The sequence below is a fragment of the Candidatus Marimicrobium litorale genome (assembly GCF_026262645.1).
Classification (GTDB): Bacteria; Pseudomonadota; Gammaproteobacteria; order Pseudomonadales; family Halieaceae; genus Marimicrobium; species Marimicrobium litorale.
Genome location: NZ_SHNO01000001.1, coordinates 1,097,400 through 1,114,133, shown reverse-complemented (window position 1 = coordinate 1,114,133; position 16,734 = coordinate 1,097,400). Strand labels below are relative to the sequence as shown.

Annotated in this window: 15 protein-coding genes and 1 riboswitch; of the genes, 9 read left to right on the top strand and 6 right to left on the bottom strand. The window is 55.0% G+C overall.

Annotated features, from left to right (window positions below):
• Positions 1 to 9: 9 nt before the first annotated feature.
• From mnmC to EYC82_RS05070, 3 genes are all read right to left on the bottom strand, one after another.
• Complete coding sequence (mnmC, locus tag EYC82_RS05080) at positions 10 to 2,019, bottom strand: bifunctional tRNA (5-methylaminomethyl-2-thiouridine)(34)-methyltransferase MnmC2/FAD-dependent 5-carboxymethylaminomethyl-2-thiouridine(34) oxidoreductase MnmC1 (RefSeq protein ID WP_279248460.1); 2,010 nt, start codon at positions 2,017 to 2,019, stop codon at positions 10 to 12.
• The gene (locus tag EYC82_RS05075; protein WP_279248459.1) at positions 2,016 to 3,050 is read right to left on the bottom strand and encodes a hypothetical protein; all 1,035 of its coding nucleotides are present in this window, start codon (positions 3,048 to 3,050) and stop codon (positions 2,016 to 2,018) included. Before EYC82_RS05075 ends, mnmC begins: the two co-directional genes overlap by 4 nt.
• A gap of 162 nt (positions 3,051 to 3,212) precedes the next feature.
• Positions 3,213 to 3,704 carry a MaoC/PaaZ C-terminal domain-containing protein gene (locus tag EYC82_RS05070; protein ID WP_279248458.1) on the bottom strand — a complete coding sequence of 164 codons (492 nt, stop codon included), beginning with the start codon at positions 3,702 to 3,704 and terminating at the stop codon, positions 3,213 to 3,215.
• A gap of 84 nt (positions 3,705 to 3,788) precedes the next feature.
• On the opposite strand from EYC82_RS05070, the gene hrpA reads away from it, so the two are divergent.
• The 7 genes from hrpA (at position 3,789) to EYC82_RS05035 (ending at position 12,203) form a co-directional block, all read left to right on the top strand.
• The gene (hrpA, locus tag EYC82_RS05065) at positions 3,789 to 7,529 is read left to right on the top strand and encodes an ATP-dependent RNA helicase HrpA (protein ID WP_279248457.1); all 3,741 of its coding nucleotides are present in this window, start codon (positions 3,789 to 3,791) and stop codon (positions 7,527 to 7,529) included.
• 166 nt (positions 7,530 to 7,695) lie between these two features.
• Positions 7,696 to 7,980, top strand: a complete 285-nt coding sequence (locus tag EYC82_RS05060) for an HvfA family oxazolone/thioamide-modified RiPP metallophore (RefSeq protein WP_279248456.1) — start codon at positions 7,696 to 7,698, stop codon at positions 7,978 to 7,980.
• Positions 7,981 to 7,982: 2 nt separating this feature from the next.
• On the top strand, positions 7,983 to 8,837 hold the full coding sequence (locus EYC82_RS05055; RefSeq protein ID WP_279248455.1) for an HvfB family MNIO-type RiPP peptide maturase: 855 nt from the start codon (positions 7,983 to 7,985) through the stop codon (positions 8,835 to 8,837).
• The gene (locus tag EYC82_RS05050) at positions 8,837 to 9,589 is read left to right on the top strand and encodes an HvfC family RiPP maturation protein (RefSeq protein WP_279248454.1); all 753 of its coding nucleotides are present in this window, start codon (positions 8,837 to 8,839) and stop codon (positions 9,587 to 9,589) included. Before EYC82_RS05055 ends, EYC82_RS05050 begins: the two co-directional genes overlap by 1 nt.
• 84 nt (positions 9,590 to 9,673) lie before the next feature.
• Positions 9,674 to 10,396 (top strand): MlaA family lipoprotein, encoded by a 723-nt coding sequence (locus EYC82_RS05045; RefSeq protein WP_279248453.1) that lies wholly within the window; start codon positions 9,674 to 9,676, stop codon positions 10,394 to 10,396.
• Positions 10,397 to 10,537: 141 nt separating this feature from the next.
• A complete protein-coding gene (locus tag EYC82_RS05040) occupies positions 10,538 to 11,719 on the top strand; it encodes a PP2C family protein-serine/threonine phosphatase (protein ID WP_279248452.1) in 1,182 nt (393 codons plus the stop codon).
• 1 nt (position 11,720) lies between these two features.
• Positions 11,721 to 12,203 carry an anti-anti-sigma factor gene (locus EYC82_RS05035; protein WP_279248451.1) on the top strand — a complete coding sequence of 161 codons (483 nt, stop codon included), beginning with the start codon at positions 11,721 to 11,723 and terminating at the stop codon, positions 12,201 to 12,203.
• Positions 12,204 to 12,220: 17 nt separating this feature from the next.
• On the opposite strand, the gene EYC82_RS05030 is transcribed toward EYC82_RS05035, so the two are convergent.
• Both EYC82_RS05030 and dusA read right to left on the bottom strand, forming a co-directional pair.
• Positions 12,221 to 12,670 (bottom strand): tellurite resistance TerB family protein, encoded by a 450-nt coding sequence (locus EYC82_RS05030; RefSeq protein ID WP_279248450.1) that lies wholly within the window; start codon positions 12,668 to 12,670, stop codon positions 12,221 to 12,223.
• A 50-nt stretch (positions 12,671 to 12,720) separates the two neighbouring features.
• Complete coding sequence (gene dusA, locus EYC82_RS05025; protein WP_279248449.1) at positions 12,721 to 13,755, bottom strand: tRNA dihydrouridine(20/20a) synthase DusA; 1,035 nt, start codon at positions 13,753 to 13,755, stop codon at positions 12,721 to 12,723.
• A gap of 267 nt (positions 13,756 to 14,022) precedes the next feature.
• Here dusA and EYC82_RS05020 point away from each other — a divergent pair, with 267 nt between their 5' ends.
• The gene (locus EYC82_RS05020) at positions 14,023 to 14,559 is read left to right on the top strand and encodes a hypothetical protein (RefSeq protein WP_279248448.1); all 537 of its coding nucleotides are present in this window, start codon (positions 14,023 to 14,025) and stop codon (positions 14,557 to 14,559) included.
• Positions 14,560 to 14,680: 121 nt separating this feature from the next.
• Here EYC82_RS05020 and pnuC read toward each other — a convergent pair whose 3' ends face one another.
• Positions 14,681 to 15,256 carry a nicotinamide riboside transporter PnuC gene (pnuC, locus tag EYC82_RS05015; RefSeq protein WP_279248447.1) on the bottom strand — a complete coding sequence of 192 codons (576 nt, stop codon included), beginning with the start codon at positions 15,254 to 15,256 and terminating at the stop codon, positions 14,681 to 14,683.
• A gap of 371 nt (positions 15,257 to 15,627) precedes the next feature.
• A riboswitch (TPP riboswitch) is annotated at positions 15,628 to 15,733 on the bottom strand.
• Positions 15,734 to 15,822: 89 nt separating this feature from the next.
• Here pnuC and EYC82_RS05010 point away from each other — a divergent pair.
• On the top strand, positions 15,823 to 16,692 hold the full coding sequence (locus EYC82_RS05010) for a nuclear transport factor 2 family protein (RefSeq protein ID WP_279248446.1): 870 nt from the start codon (positions 15,823 to 15,825) through the stop codon (positions 16,690 to 16,692).
• Positions 16,693 to 16,734: the final 42 nt, after the last annotated feature.

Below are 16,734 nucleotides of genomic sequence, written 5' to 3'. Positions count from 1 at the left end.
CAGCATGGTTCAGATACGGTTGCGGGAAAGGTTTCGGATTATAAACCGGGCAGGCGATAGTGCGCGAGCCAGAGCGCGATTGACGGGTAAAGGCTCGTTGCAGATCTGGCTTGCCAGCATTTCTGACGCAAGCGGGGTAGACACCAGGCCCCGGGAACCGTGCGCGGTGGTGAGGTAGAGGCCTGGCTGATAGGGCCCTTTGCGCAAGGGCATTGATTTCGCATTCTTACGCAAGCTGGAAAATTGCTCGAGGAATTGCGGGAGGTCGGGCACGGGTCCGACCATCGGCAGGTAGTCGGGGCTGGCATAGCGAAATCCGACATAGCCATCGAGCTCTCGTTCATCCACGCTAGCGAGCTTGTTATGCCACTGCGGAACCGCCTTGGCAAGACGATTCAGGTTGTGACGATGATCTCTCGCACGGCAGGCGGGTTCCGTATCCCCAATGTCATAGGTGGCACCGATGATGTGGTGTTGGTCCCGGGCAGGGGTCATGTATCCCTCATGACACAGTACAGCCTTTAATCCCGCGCAATCAGGCGAGGCAGGGAGACGTGTTATCTGCCCCCGTATACGTTGGGCCGGCAGCCAATCTAGCTGCTGCAGGGTCTTGCCGGCGTATCCTGCAGCGACGATTGCGCATTGACCCGTTGCGAGGCTGACACCGCCGGCGTGGGCGTCCCAATGGGGACCGTCCCGCTGCAAAACGACCTCGCCACAATGTTCCAGCACCACTATATTTCTGTGTGACGTTACGGCAGCGCAAACAGCCTCGGGATTGAGCCAGCCGGATTCAGGGAACCAGTAGCCTGCATGGTCTTGTTCTATTCCAATTCGTCGGGAAGCATCGCCTGCTGGCAACAGCTGCACAAAGTCGTCAAGCCCGGTGAGTACTGCTGCGAGTGCATCGGTGTTTTCCGTGTGATCAATTTGCTGGAAACAACCGCACAGTTCACCATCTACCCGCTGGTTGAGTAGCCCTTCAGAAAATAGGCCTCGGTAGTAACGGCTGGCAAAACGAAAGCTTTGTGAGGCGAAATCCGCAAGCGCTGAATGCTCTTTGGAAAGTCTTGTGTAAAGAACGCCCCTATCAATCCCGGAACCACCCGCCGCCAGTTTGCCTCGCTCGACCAAAGTCACCAGCACCCCGCGACGAGCGAGTGCTGCAGCAATGGCGCAGCCTGCCAGCCCGCCTCCGAGTACGATCGCTGACTCAGGACACGCAGGTTGTGCGTTGCGCAGATCCCAATGCGGTCCAGTGACATCAGGCGCGCTGGAGTGGATGTCCCCCAGTACCGCTCGCAGGCATTCCCGCTTGCGGCCAAAGCCGGGTTGTTTGGCGACCTCGAAACCGGCCTCCGACAGTCCGCGGCGCACTGTTCCCGCCACCGTGAAGGTGGCGAGTGTCGCGCCCTTGCGGCTCAATGCGGCGGCGTATTGATACAGCGTGGTCTGCCACATGCTCTGATTCCGTGCGGGGGCAAACCCATCCAGATACCAGGCGTCGACCCAGCGCTCGCCGTGTGACGCGATATCTGCAAGGGCGTCATCGGCATCCGTCCACCAGAGGTCGAGCGTTAACCTGCCGCCCTCGAACAGCAGTCGGTGCTCACCCGGGAGCAGTCCGGGATAAGCATCGAGTAGTTCAGATGCCAAAGGCCTGAGTGCTGGCCAAAGCGAGACGGCGCGTTCAAGATCTTGCTTCGAAAGGGGGTGTTTTTCGAGGGCGATATAGTGCAGGTCGGGTTGCGAGGGGCTGTCGCGCCATGCTTGCCAGGTCAGCAGAAAATTGAGTCCAGTGCCGAAGCCGGTCTCCGCAATGCAAAAATTTGCAAACGAATGTGTTTGCCAGCGCTGTGGGAGTTCGTTGCCGCCGAGAAACACATGTTGACTCTCGCCTGCTCCGTCATTCTGGCTAAAGTAACAGTCGTTATAAACGGTTGATAAGGGCTCGCCTTGGTCATTCCACACAACCTCCGCAGGGACCACCGGGCCCCAGGGTAGGTGGTCGCGACTCATCCAGCGTTTTTCGGGATATCGAGTTCGTCAGGCAACCAGGCGGGGAGGTGTGCATGCTCCAGAGTTAGCAGGTCATCGACTGCGAACACGTGGAGTTCAGGCTTACCCCCCAGTGGTTTATGCAGAGTGATCAGAAAATCGCGCGCATTGGCATGCTGCGGTAAGCGCAACGTCCACTCATCGGAAAAAACCGTGAGCGTGGTATCGCCGGGTTGAATACGTAAGCGGGCGATATAGTGATTTTTCCCCACGGGCCTGAGGCTTCGATTTTCACTAACAATTAATGTATCAAAAAAATGGGTTCTAATAGCGAAAATCGGTGCGATGTCGCGACGACTTTCCGGGATCCGGTTATCCATCAGGCGTTGAGATATTTCGGCTAGCGACGCGCTGGCCTCGGCGCCGGTAAGGCGCACCTTGCTTGCGCTATAGGGTATGCGCTTGAGTGCGTCGGCTTCTCGCTGGGCGATTTCCCTCGCCTCTATCTCAATGTCGGTCGGCGCAATGTTGGACGTTTCTTCGAGTTCGGTATAGTAACTGCCTAGCAGGCCTTGCAAGCGGTCAACGCTGTTAGCTTCCTGGGCCTCATTGTAACGAGCCTTTTGAATACTCAGCGGCTTGCTTTCCATGGCCCGATCGCGTTGTACCTGTTCTGTCACTGCCACAGTGGACTCGCTGCGGTAGGTCGATAATTGTCGCTGCAGCAGGGAAACTTCCTTCTCAGTAATCGTAATCAGGCGCTCTTTTAATACAGCGGCTTCTTCAGTGAGAGAGCGAACGGCGGGGTTGCTGTCATCACCCACGGGTGTGTTGCTGGATTGCAGGAGGGCGAGCGTTTTGTGGAACTGCTCAAGTTCGCTCGTCAGGAGTTCTTTTTCGTCCGTAAGTTGCTGCAGAATCGCACTGAGATCGTCATCGGCGCCAGCGCTTTGTGCTGCGAGTGGCCCTGCAATCAGCAAAGCACAAGTCAGCCCAAGGCACCCGAGTAGGTGCGGTGACGAGACATACGCTTTAATTGCCAGATTCTTCATGGGGACGCTATCGATACCGCTTTTCGAAAATTTTACCGCCGAGTTAAAATACTACCAGACGACGAGCGATACCAGCAATACGTGACATCCCTTAGGGATCTGGTTCACAATTTCAAGAGGAAAAATTTGTGGTTTGACGGCAAGACTCGGACGCAACGTGGGTCAGGCCGGATCAACCGATGCCTCGACCGTTACGTGAGGTAGAGCGGGCCTTTCGAGCAATATCTTTTGAGTAGGCGCCTTGACCTCCGCGGTACCTGTTACCACCGCTTTCTGATCCTGATTTAGCACCCTGCAATCGAGTGTGATAAAGCCGCGACGAGCATTAATCTCCTTGACTTCGAGGTGCACGGTGACGGTATCGCCAGGGTATACAGGCTGACGAAAGCGCATGGACTGGTTTAAATAGATTGTGCCGGGGCCGGGCAACTTCATGGCGATCGCCGCTGAGATAATTGCACCACTTAACATGCCATGGGCAATACATCGCTTGAACTGGGTGTTGGCCGCGAAGTCAGCGTCGAGGTGGACCGGGTTTACGTCACCAGAGACCGCCGCGAATAGCTGGATGTCTCTGGCCTCGACCTGCTTGGAATAGCTGGCGGTTTGCCCTATGGTGATCTCGTCGAAAGTGTAATTGCTAAGTCCGGTCATAGTGAGGTCTCCTGAAGGGCCAGTGACTGGAGCATAACTCAGGTTTCCGTCCCGTTGCTGAAAAACCGTACAGGCAGTCCTTAAGTGATCGATGATACCCCTGAGCAGGATTCGCTTGTTCCTGTTATCCAATATCCTGAAGAGCTGCCTGTTTCAGCCTGTCGCGAGGAACTGGCACGAGTGATCGGCGACAACTCGGTGACTATCGTAGCCGGCGAGACAGGGTCGGGTAAAACGACGCAACTGCCCAAGATCTGCCTCGCAATGGGTCGCGGGCGAGACAAGGTGATCGGACACACTCAGCCTCGGCGTTTAGCAGCGCGAACAGTCGCAGATCGTATTGCTCAGGAACTGCACACGCGACTCGGTGAACTGGTTGGCTTCAAGGTACGCTTCAGCGATAAGACGTCGGACAGTACATCGATAAAATTGATGACCGATGGCATCCTGCTGGCGGAGTTGCAGCGGGATCGGCTATTGCGGCAATACGACACATTGATTATCGACGAAGCTCATGAGCGCAGTTTGAATGTGGACTTTCTGCTGGGTTATCTCAAGCGTATTCTGCCTCAGCGCCCAGATCTGAAAATTATCATAACCTCGGCAACCTTGGATGTGGCAACTTTTGCCCGACATTTCGGTGATGCGCCTGTGGTAGAAGTTCCAGGCCGCAGCTATCCGGTGGAGACTGTCTATCGTGAGCCCGACGATGGTCGGGACATGAACCAGGTCATTGCAGGATTGTTAGAGGAAATAGAGTGCGGAGGACTGGGGCCCCGCGGCGACACTCTCGTGTTTTTGCCGGGGGAGCGCGAAATTCGTGAGCTGGCGCGTGATCTACGCCGGACTTCAGATGTCGAGGTATTGCCTCTTTACGCGCGTTTGAGTCAGACAGAACAGGCGCGCGTGTTTGCTAATCGAAGACGCGATTCTAAACTGAGGGTGGTGTTGGCGACGAACGTGGCGGAAACGTCCCTGACCGTGCCGGGTATTCGCTACGTAATCGATCCAGGAGAGGTACGCATCAGTCGCTACAGTCACCGTACCCGTTTGCAGCGCTTGCCGCTGGAGCCGGTCTCCCGGGCCAGTGCCGATCAGCGTAAAGGGCGCTGCGGTAGAGTTGGGCCGGGCGTCTGTCTGCGGCTTTACAGCGAGCAGGATTATCTGGGTCGACCGGAATTTACCGATCCGGAAATCAAGCGCACCAATCTCGCAGCGGTCATCTTACAAATGCTGGAATTGAAACTGGGCGACGTAGCGGCCTTCCCTTTTGTCGATCCCCCTGACCCGCGCTTGATCCGAGACGGATACAAGGTGCTTCAGGAACTGGGCGCGGTGGATGGAAATGGCAAGCTGTCGACAGTGGGGCGGCGAATGGCGAGGCTGCCGGTGGATCCGCGTTTGGCACGTATGGTGCTCGCGGCGCTGGAACAGGAGTGCCTGGCAGAAATCCTGATTATCGCCAGCGCAATGGCGGTACAGGATCCGCGGGAACGGCCACCTGATAAGCAGCAGCAGGCGGATCTTATGCATGCCCGCTTTGCACATCCACGATCCGATTTCATGATATGGCCCAGGCTATGGCGTTACTTCGAGGAGCAGCGACAGACTCTGAGCCAGAACAAGCTACGAAAATTATGCCTGCGCGAGTATCTGTCCTACACGCGCATGCGGGAGTGGCGCGATATCCACACGCAGCTCAGTATCGCCTGCAGGCAGCTAGGCATTAAACCGCATGCTGCTCTTTCTGAAGTAGAGGATTATCAGGCAATTCACATCGCCGTGCTGAGCGGGTTGCTCGGTAATATTGCGCGCCATGACGATGGCAGAAACTATCTCGGTGCGCGTAATCGTGCCCTGCGGCTCTGGCCCGGATCGGGGCAAGCGCGCAAGTCTCCCAAGTGGGTTGTTGCTGGCGAGGTCGTGGAGACTAACCGGATTTATGCACGCACCGTGGGCGCCATCGATCCTGCGTGGGTTCTCAAGATCAACCCGGCGCTGCTGAAGAGTCACTGCTACGAGCCTCGCTGGCATCCGCGCCGGGGCCAGGTGGTGGCTTTTGAGCGCATCACGCTCTATGGATTGACTCTGGTGGATCGCCGAGTCATTCACTACGGACCGTTGGATGCACAAGAAAGCCGTAGCTTGATGATTCGGGAGGGGCTCATTCCCGGAAGGTTCCGCCAACTGCCTGCTTTTCTAAAACATAACCAGCGCATGGTGATGGAGCTTGAGGATATGGAATCGCGCACTCGGCGGCGAGATATTCTGGTCGATGAGCACAGCCTTTACGCATTTTATGACGCACGATTACCCTCCGACATCTGCACCGCATCAAGTTTGCGCACCTGGCTGAAACGCAACCCCGAGCCTGCGCGAGCGCTTTTTATGACGAGAGATGAGCTTGTGGCGCGAGACCCCGGAGCGATCAGCGATCAATATCCTGATCACCTGGAGTGGGAGGGGACGCGATTCAGTTTGGCCTATCAGTTTGAGCCGGGCAAACAGACCGATGGTGTTACCGTTATCGTTCCGGTCGCGTTGCTAAACCGCGCCCCGCGCCATCTTTTTGACTGGTTGGTCCCGGGAATGCTGCGTGAAAAATGTATTCAGCTAGTCAGGTCTCTTCCCAAGGATAAGCGAAAGCATCTTGTACCTGTGCCGGATATGGTGGACCGTGCCCTTGATGGATTGCACCCCGACAATATTGATTTACTCACTGCTCTCGCGGCCCGACTTGGTACGTTCGGTGGCATCAAGCTTGAGCAACAGGACTTTGCCCGCACTGCGCTGGATGATTATTACCAGATGAATATTCGCGTTGTGGATGCGCGCGGAAAGTTGCTGGACCAGGGGCGTAATTTGGCTTTGCTGGTGAATCAGTTTCGGTCGGATACGCGTCAGAGTGTGGGCGCAGACCACCGCGACTCCCCAGCTCGTGACAACATAATGCGTTGGGATTTTGACGATCTGCCACGCAAGTGGCGCTTCCGCCAAGCCGGGGTCGATATTGAGGCTTACCCGGCACTGGTGGTTCGTGGCGATAGCGTTGCAATCGAACTGTGTGATTATCCGGGAGCAGCACTCAGGTTGCACCGTGGTGGTGTCCTGTGGCTAACGCGGCGGGAAGCGGTGCAGCAGGTTCGTGTATTACGCAAGAACCTGTTACGCGGAAATGATTGCAACCTCGCTCTCGCGGCGGCGGGCTTTCAGCGTACGCAGTTGGTTGAGGATCTTATTGATGCCGCATACGTGCAAGCGATGGAGCTGGACGACACTCTGCCTTGGTCAGCAGATGCATTTCAGTCGATGGTCAGACAAGGTCGTGAAAAGGTGGTTTCTCGAGCAAATGACATAGAGGCTACCCTGCTCAATGTGCTTGCTCCCCTCACCGCGGTGCAGCGTTCCCTGGTGGCGCTTGACGGGCCAAAGTGGGATAGCCTTCGAGCCGATATTGACGGGCAGTTGGCGGGGTTGTTCGCAGAGGGCTTCCTGAGGGATACCCCGGAGGACTGGCTGGCTCAGTTTCCACGGTATGTAAAGGCTGTGCGGAGCAGGTTGGAACGGCTTTCCGGGCAGACTGGCAAAGACAGGCAGTACACGAGTTTGCTCGAACAACTGACAAAACCCCTGTCGGACCTTTTGCGTGAGCGGCCTCGGTTAATGGTCGAGAGCCCGGAAGTCATCGCTTATCGCTGGATGCTGGAAGAATTCAGGGTGTCGCTCTTTGCGCAGAGCCTGGGTACACGCCACGCGGTCTCGGAGAAGCGATTGCGACAGCGCTGGCAGGCGGTAGGTGATTGGGCAGCAAAAAACCCTCATTAAAATAGGGTTATTGCCGCAACATTTTTCAAATTTACCCTGTACGCTGAAACTTACAGTTTGATAGTCTCCTACAGGCATGGCGTGGTCGCATTGTTAACGGCGAGTGTTGGCCGGTGGCGTCGCGTGGATTGACTCAACCTCATTATCACTAAAAGGACGACAGGTTATGGCTAAATCGAAGAAACCCCTGGCAGCAGCGCTCGGCGCCGCTTTCCTAGCATCCTCTATTGTTCCTCTGGCGTCAGCCGAGGTAAACCCGTTCTCTGCTCAGCAGCTGAGTGGCGGTTACGATTTGGCCAGCTTTGATAAGCATGCTGGCGAAGGCAAGTGCGGTGAAGGCAAGTGTGGGGAGGAAAAAGCCGAAGGCGAAGGCAAGTGCGGCGAGGGCAAGTGTGGCGAGGAAAAAGCCGAAGGTGAAGGCAAGTGCGGCGAAGGTAAGTGCGGCGGCTAGATTTGCCCGGCTCTTCTGATCGGGTCCTGCAAGGAGCGGGACTCGGCTTAAGGCGGGCCCTCCTGGGTCCGCTTCATTCAACCGACCAGGGAGAAGTCGATTTTCTTGAGGCAGCACCTGAGAACTGGATTGGTGTCGGTGGACGTTTCGGGCGGCAGTTCCGCGCGCTAACCGAGCGCTTTCCACTCCTGTTGCACGGCTTGTCCCTTGATATTGGCGGGCCGGATCCGCTGGATGTTGAATTGGTGAAATCTATCGGCGCACTGATGAAAGAGGCGCAGGTACCCGTTTACTCCGAGCACCTGACATATTGTGCCGCGCAAGGCCATCTTTACGATCTTCTCCCCATTCCATTTACAGCCGAGGCGGTTAGCTATGTTGCCGCGCGTGTAAGCCAGGTTCAGGACATGCTGGGTACGCGTATCGCGCTGGAAAATGCGTCTTACTACGCGCAGCCCATTTCGGAGATGAGCGAGGCAGAATTTATTTGTGCGGTACTTGAAGAGAGTGATTGCGACCTGCTGCTGGACGTCAATAACATCTACGTCAATGCAATCAACCATCGTTATGATCCCCTCGAATTTCTCGATGCCCTGCCGCTTGAGCGGGTCCGGTATATTCATGTGGCTGGGCATTATGATGAGGCTGATGACTTGAAGGTCGACACTCATGGCGCCAGGGTTGTCGACCCGGTATGGTCTCTTTTGGCGGAGGTCTATAATCGCAAAGGGTCTGTACCTACCCTATTGGAGAGAGACTTCAACCTGCCTCCGATGGAGGAGTTGTTGCAGGAAGTCGAGCGTATCCGGAGCATGCAGCAAGACGCGCGGCAAGCTGAAATGGAGGCGGTCGGCTGATGGACGCTAAGGCTCTGCATGAAAGTCAGATGATTATGGCCCGCTATTTGCGAGACCCTCAGAATAATCCACCCCCTGCAGGTGTTGAACAGCGGCGATTGAAGATTTACGAGGACCTGATATACAACAATATAGAAGGGTTTATCAGCAGTGGTTTCCCGGTACTGCGGAGTCTTTATGAAGACATCGCGTGGCATGGGTTGGTGCGCGATTTCATTGAAGGGCACCGCTGTCATACGCCCTATTTTCTGGAAATCAGTCAGGAGTTCCTTAAGTTTCTGATGGAGGATTTTACGCTGCGAGCGGTCGATCCGCCGTTTATCGCAGAGTTGGCGCATTATGAGTGGGTGGAACTGGCGCTGGACACCGCCGAGGACGAAATACCTGACCAGGTTGCGGTGACGGATCTGCTAACGTCCGTACCCCAATTATCACCGCTTGCCTGGTCGTTAATGTACCGTTACCCCGTGCAACGTATCGGCGCAGATTGCCGCCCGCAACATACGGGCGAACCGGTCTACCTGGTGGTTTACAGAAACAGAGAAGATGCGGTTTGTTTCATGGAAATCAACGCGGTGACAGCCCGCCTGTTGGAACTTATTAGGGAAAATAGCGCCTGCACCGCTTCCGATGTTCTGGAATCTTTGGCGCAGGAACTCGGTATCGAACCGCGGTCGTTGATCAGCCATGGCATCGCTCAATTGGAGGAATTTACAGAATTATCCATCGTCGTGCTGGCCCCAGGGCCATAATTATTGACTGCGGCGTATCCTGTCGCAGTTGATCCCGCCCGTTGGTGCGCGTACCATTCCGACTCCCGTGAAGTTGTAAGATCAATGATGACTGCATTGCGCCCTTTACTGTTCCTCCTGATGCTGTTGCCTGGCCTGTCTGCTTGGTGCCAGGAAGTGGACAATACGACAGACCCCTGGGAATCGATGAACCGGCGAATTTTCGCCTTTAACGATACGCTGGACAAGTATGCCTTGCTGCCTGCGGCTCGCGGCTATCAGTTCATCATGCCGGACCCGGCAGAGGAGGGGGTGGGAAACTTTATCTCCAACATTTATGAATTCAACTCCATGTTCAATTTTTTGCTACAGGGGCGTCCGGGGGATGCATTACAAAGCGCGGGCCGTTTTCTGGTCAATACGACAATGGGATTGGCTGGACTGCTGGATGTCGCCACGCCCATGGGCATAGCGCATGAGCCAGCGGATTTTGGACAGACCCTGTATACATGGGGCGTGGACCGCGGCCCGTATGTGGTTCTGCCTATTTTCGGCCCGAGAACCGTGCGCAGTGCCACGGGGTATTTTGTTGATACCTATACGTCGCTGCCTTCCTTTGCCGTTGAGAGGCAGTGGGCTTACCTTTTTTGGGTTGTTGAAGCGCTGGACCTGCGGGTCGACCTGATGCAAGCGGAAAATCTTCTCTCCGGGGATCGCTATATCTTTGTGCGTAACGCCTATCTGCAGCGCCGGGAATACTTTCTTACCGGCGAAATACAAGATAGTTTTTCGATCGAGGAAGAAGGCGACGAATACATCGAGTTTTGATTGGCCCCGGTGTTGTCCACCTGCAGTTTTTTCCGTTTACGCTAAATAATTGTAAAATTCTGCCAAAGCCCATTTCCGTGCCTTGCCTGACATCGTTGATGGGCGTAAGTTGACGATCAGTGCATTGCTAGTTCGCTGTAAATGAGTGCTTCTAAAGGTAATCTCCTTATTATAGACGATCAGGGCGCGCGAGCCCGGGTGCTGGCAGATATGCTGTCGGTGCACGGCTTTGACTCCCAGATAGTCACCGACGTTGCGAATACGGCTTATTCTTTGGGCTGGGATAGCGATGTTGACGTCATTCTGTGTGAATTGGAGCTGAAGAATTTCTCGTGGGAGGATGCTCGCTTTGCCCTGCGCACTATGGATGTGCAGGTGCCCGTTATCATGCTGTGTGGCACGGCTGAAGTAGAACCGATGATGAATGCGCTGCGATTGGGAGCGGCAGATTTCTTCCTGCGTCCGGTGGATGAGCGGGCGTTGATCAAGTCGTTGCAACGTTGTGTCCGGCAACGCCGGTTGCGCAGAGAATTGCAGGAGTCACGCGAAAGTCTCGAGGCGGCGAATCGGGAACTGCGCGGCACAGTCAAAATGCTGGAGCAGGATCAGCAGGCTGGTCGGCAAGTGCAGTTGCGTATGCTGCCACACTCACCTATGGCTCTGAACGACTATGTCTTCAGTCACACCGTTGTCCCTTCGCTTTACCTGAGTGGCGATTTCACGGACTACTTCACCCTGGGGGATCATCATGTCATTTTTTTCATGGCAGATGTCTCGGGCCATGGCAGCTCCTCGGCTTTTGCTACGGTTTTGTTGAAAAACCTCTTTGCCCGAAAACGCTCCGACTTTTCGCGGCGAGGAGATCAGACCATAATGGATTTATCGGCCATGCTGGGCCACGCCAATCAGGAGTTGTTAGATCTTCAGGTGGATAAATTTGCCACTATGCTGGTGGGCTTGCTTGATATGCGAAACAATAGCTTGAGCTACAGTGTGGCAGGCCACTTGCCTCTTCCGGTGCTCGTATCAGATGACGGTGCGCGCTACCTTGAAGGTGGTGGCTCTCCCGTTGGCATACTTGCAGACGCACAGTATCACGTGGATGAAATCGTGCTTCCGGAGAAGTTCACGCTGGCTTTGTTTTCAGACGGAATACTTGAAATTCTTCCTCCGAAAAATTTGATAGATAAGGAGGAATACTTGCTGCAAGCATTGGCTCGGGGTGCAGATGCTCCGGAAGACCTCGTTGAGCGTCTTGGGCTGAATGCTATCACTACAGCGCCGGATGATATCGCTGCACTATTTTTGAGCAGGCAGGTCTGATATGCAGAGCGGACGCGTATTGGCGGCGAATCATAATGGCGCCTATGTCATTCGGTTTACGGGAGATGTGCGTCTGACCCTGTGCACCAGTATTGATGATTATTTTCAGCATATGTTCGAAGACCCTGAATTTACCAGCGTCTGGGTCGATCTCTGCGGCGCAGAGGGAATCGATAGTACGACGCTGGGGCTGCTTGCGAAATTGGCGCTGAAAGTGAAGGACGTTTTCGACTTTGAGCCTGCCATTTATTCCTGCGAGCCTGGCATTAATCGTCTGTTGCGCAGCATGGGTTTTGAACGCCTGTTTCAACTACACGAACAGGTGTGTGAAAACCCTGAGGGTATTATTGATATTCCTGCGGTGCAGGGCAGTGAAGATTCCGTTCGAGAAAAGGTGATTGAAGCACACAGGATTCTGATGGATATCTCAGATGAAAACCGTGGCCGGTTCAAGGATCTTGTCAATGCTCTTGAGCGCAGCTGAGTCGCTTGCCATCTAGCTCAGGCGGTCGTTTCTCTGGCTGATAATTTGCTTTGGATATAGTCTGAGTGAGGCACATAGGTCAGCTCGGCGACCTGTCGGATCAGGTGTTCTTCATATTTATCCAGGTCGTTGTCAGCATACGCCACCGACCACATGGCATCGATTAGCCGAAGTTTCTGCTCCGCACTGTAGTGGTCATTGATGACTCTGGTAAATTCGTACAGCGATATGGCTTCATCGACTCGCGCCTCGGCGGCAACAACCAGTTCTTTTATTTGCTCCTGACTGAGCTGAAGTGCGTCTGAGAGTAATTCGGTAAGCCGAGCCTGTTCTGCATCGTCGTGAACAAAATCGGCACGGGCTGTTTCTATCATCAGGGCGGCCGCAGCCATATGCAGCGCGCGTTGGCGTGACTCCAAAGAGTCTCGCTCAGGGTTTTCAAAAAGTGACTTTAATACCTGAATCATGATTGCCCCAGTCGTCGAGTGATGCCAAGTGTTGCGAAATCTGCGTCGTATTACAAGTGGCCGGCGGCACTGTTGTCCATTCGGGCTATGGACGCTCTTACCAGTTCATGAGCCTGCTCGAGAACAGCGATGTCAGCGCCCTCGCGATAGGCGTTTTCGCTTAGATGGCGGCGGAACTTTCTGGCACCGGGTAGTCCCTGAAACAGGCCCAGAAAGTGCCGGGTCATATGATTAAGTGGCACGCCGCGGGCCAGTTGGAGCCGGGTGTAGGGTAGCAGGGTGTCGAGGACCTCGTCCCGGCTGATCGCGGGGTTGTCTATACCGAACAGAGATCGGTCTACATCAGCGAGCAACCAGGGGTTCTGGTAGGCCTCGCGTCCCAGCATGACCCCATCTACGGCCGCAAGGTGTGTCTTGCACTCCGCAAGACTCCGGATACCGCCGTTGATGACGACCGTGAGCTGCGGAAAATCATCCTTCAGTCGATAGACCCACGGGTAGTTTAGCGGAGGAATCTCCCGGTTCTCCTTCGGTGAAAGTCCCTGCAGCCAGGCCTTGCGGGCGTGTACGATAAATACGGAGCACCCTGCCGCCGCTACTGGCTCAACAAAATGCGCAAGCTCTTCGTAGGTCTCCATTTGGTCTATGCCGATGCGGTGTTTTATCGTGATGGGTAAATTGCAACTGTCAACCATGGCCGCGACACAATCGGCTACACGTTGAGGTTCCGCCATTAGACAGGCTCCAAATCTCCCGGACTTGACCCGGTCCGATGGGCAACCGCAATTCAGGTTTACTTCCTGGTAGCCCCATTCCTGTGCCCACCTGGCACAGCGTGCGAGATCGGAGGGGTCACTACCCCCCAGCTGCAGAGCGACTGGGTGCTCTTCATCATTGAAGTGCAAGAAACGCTCACGGTCGCCATGAATGAGTGCGCCGCTGGTGACCATTTCTGTATACAACAGGGCCTTTCGCGTTAGCAATCTCCAAAAATAACGACAGTGCAGGTCAGACCAGTCCATCATCGGTGCGATGCAGAAACGGTGGGCGACAGGGCTTGCGCTGACAGGGTTAGGATCCGTCATGAAGGAGTGGTCCAGTGATCGGGCAGCCCTATTGTAAAAGAATTCGCTGGAGATATCGCGCACCGCAGAGCACGCGATACTATTTCAGTTGCGCCGAGTAGGGCGCATGGCCACGCCCATAGGCAGCAGCGCTTGTTAGTGAGACTACATCGATGTTCTGATCGTTGCAGGGGGCGTATGAAAAAGCGGCCAGGATCGGGGTCAGGGGCAGGGGCATCGATCGATTGTTGCCGCGTCATGGTTGCTGTTGGGTAAGGCATGGTCGGGATGATGGCCTTGAGAGTGATTGTCGTAATTCTTCCACTCTGGTCTAATGCTCTGAAAGATAAAAAAAGAAAGGAAGCAAGCATTATGGGAAACAGGATGGGCAGGCTGACTTGCGTATTCGCTTTCATGTCGATCGCGCTAGGGTGTGCGTCGCCACAAACTCAGGTCAACAAGGCATTTGAGTCGGCAAGGAAGGAGGCCGGTAATTGCGCAATGGAACAGCGCCAGTCTTATTACAAGCAGGCTTTGTGCATAGACGTTGCCTATAAATCGGCAGTGCCAGCGGATTACAAACAATGGAGTCAATTAGATCAGACGCTTGATGACACGGTGAAATTAGGTCGCTATGCAGACCAGACAAATATGACCAGGAAGGATTTTGACTTGGGCATCAAACAACTCTGGCAGGATTCGCCCTCTGGCCAAGCGGCTTATTTTCAACAACTCGAAGCTGAGCGGTCGGAGGCTGTAGACGAGTATATCGAGCAACATAACAAGAGCAGAAATCTGCCGCCTCCGAGCGGCACCGGAAGTTAGTTGCACGGCGCAGCGCAGGTTGAGATATAGACATTGCCCACGGTATTTTTCCGCGATCGTTCGGACACCGGGGTGTGCGGTTTAATTTATCGGCAGTTCGAAAATCCTGTAATAATGTTCGCTATTGAACCGGTGAACGGCGCCACTGCAGGTAGCCCGATACCGAGAGCAGCGCATAAAAAACCATGAGCGCCGCATAAACTGCCAGGCCACTATCGAGGTATAGCCAGACCGAGGCCACGTTTAGGATGATCCAATAAAGCCAGGATTCCAGCACCTTATTGATTTGCAGGTAGGTCCCCAGAAAGCTGAAGACGGTGGTGAAGGCGTCGAATAGCGGTCTTTCAGCGTCACTGTAGAAATGCAGGCTGAAGCCCAGCCCCAAAGCCAGCAGTGCCGCCACAACGATTGCCCGCAGATGTTGTGCCAACTGCCAACGTGTCACTGGATTATCCGCTACTGCCTCTCGCCTGTGCCATCGGAGCCAGCCCCATACCGCCATGGCGGCATAGAACAGGTAAAGCACCGACTCCGAATACAACCTAGCGTCAATAAACAGGCATACGCTGAGCAGGCTGCCAATAATTCCGAAAGCCCAGCAGCTTATTCGCTCTCGTATCAAAAGGAGCACGTAGAGCAGGTTGGCTCCGCTGGCAAGCACCTCTGCCAGCAGAGCGAGTGTCAGGCCATCTGTCATAGCAGTGCTTCCATTATGCACACTGGCAATTCATCGAAAACGACAGCGCTTCTCGGCGCTGCAGGCCCGGTGCTCGCCAAGCTGTTCACAGGTATTGTTAGCAAATGCAGCATTTTCGTCTCTGGTGTCTGTGCCAAAGTACAGCCCGCGCATCATCTAGACACTGCCGATGGTCTTCATCAAGGCGACATCCTGTCAATTTGCAGTGACAATGCTCTATCCTCGTGATGGGTCAAATCATTGACCGCTAAAGTTGTGCCGCTGCTTACGACCATGAGAGCCAGCAGTGCCGGTCTGAATGGGGTATAGCGCATGAGTGCGTAAGCACAATTAGCCTCTAGTGGTTGAGAGACCGGGAGGCCGACGTCGGATGGGTAAAACCGCACCGATTCCTACGCCGGTATGACCCGGATCAGGTTCAAGAGTTTGTCTACGATTGCAGACATCTCAGGCCTCAAGCCACCCCTTAGCGCTCAGCCGCCAGTATAATGCTTCAGGGAATAGATGCCTAGGCCGCGGCAGGCGTGCGGTCCCGGGAACGAGCGTGCAGGGACACAGGAAAGGTTATGTCATCAGGTGCATCACCAATGTTCACGACCGGCGAATGTATCGCTTTTGCTGAGCGTTCACCACGGGCTGTGGCGAACAAGGATCGTAGGGGCTGGATCGACCTCTTCGCTCAAAACAGTGTGGTGGAAGATCCGGTAGGGTCGGCGCCCCATATCAGCGGTGTCCCGCAGGATCGCGGCGGCGCTCGCACCGCGTCACGACTGGGCGCTTTTTATGACACGTTTATCGCGCCTAACGAGATACAGTTTCATGTGGACCGTGACAATGTCAGCGGGTTGCAGATCATGCGTGATCTCACTATCCAAATAGACATGTCCACGCAGGTTACAGTGTATGTCCCTGTGCATCTGCTCTATGAGCTTTGCATACAGGAAGGTGAACTCAAGATTGCCCGTCTTGCGGCGCACTGGGAGCTTCTGCCTATGCTGAAGCAGCAGATGGCAAGCGGTTGGCCTTTCTTGCGGGTGGGGCTTGCATCCGCATTGCGCCTGCTGCGCCATCTTGGATGGGGCGGAATGCTGGGCTTTGCGCGTGCGCTGTTTGGCGTGGGAGAGGCCGGCAAGCAGCAGGCTATCCGCTTTGCAGAATATTTTAATGCGCATAAGCAGGCGGAACTCACGGCCCTTTTTGAGTTGCACGCTTTGCCCAGCGTCGATGCCCCCGGTTTTGGCGGCAGGCGCCCGCTGCAAGACATGCTGAAAGAGGATGGGGTAGTCGTTCTCAGCAAGGTGCTCGCTGCAGGTGATGTGGTGTCAGCAACCGTGCACTACCAGCAGGGTGAGCGCGACTATCGGGGTGTCGCACTATTCAAACTGCAACGGCGCAGCCTGCAGATTGACGGGGTCAGCTTTTACTGGTCTGCGTGACCGATGACACCGTATAATCGTGGCTTTTAACGACGACACCGT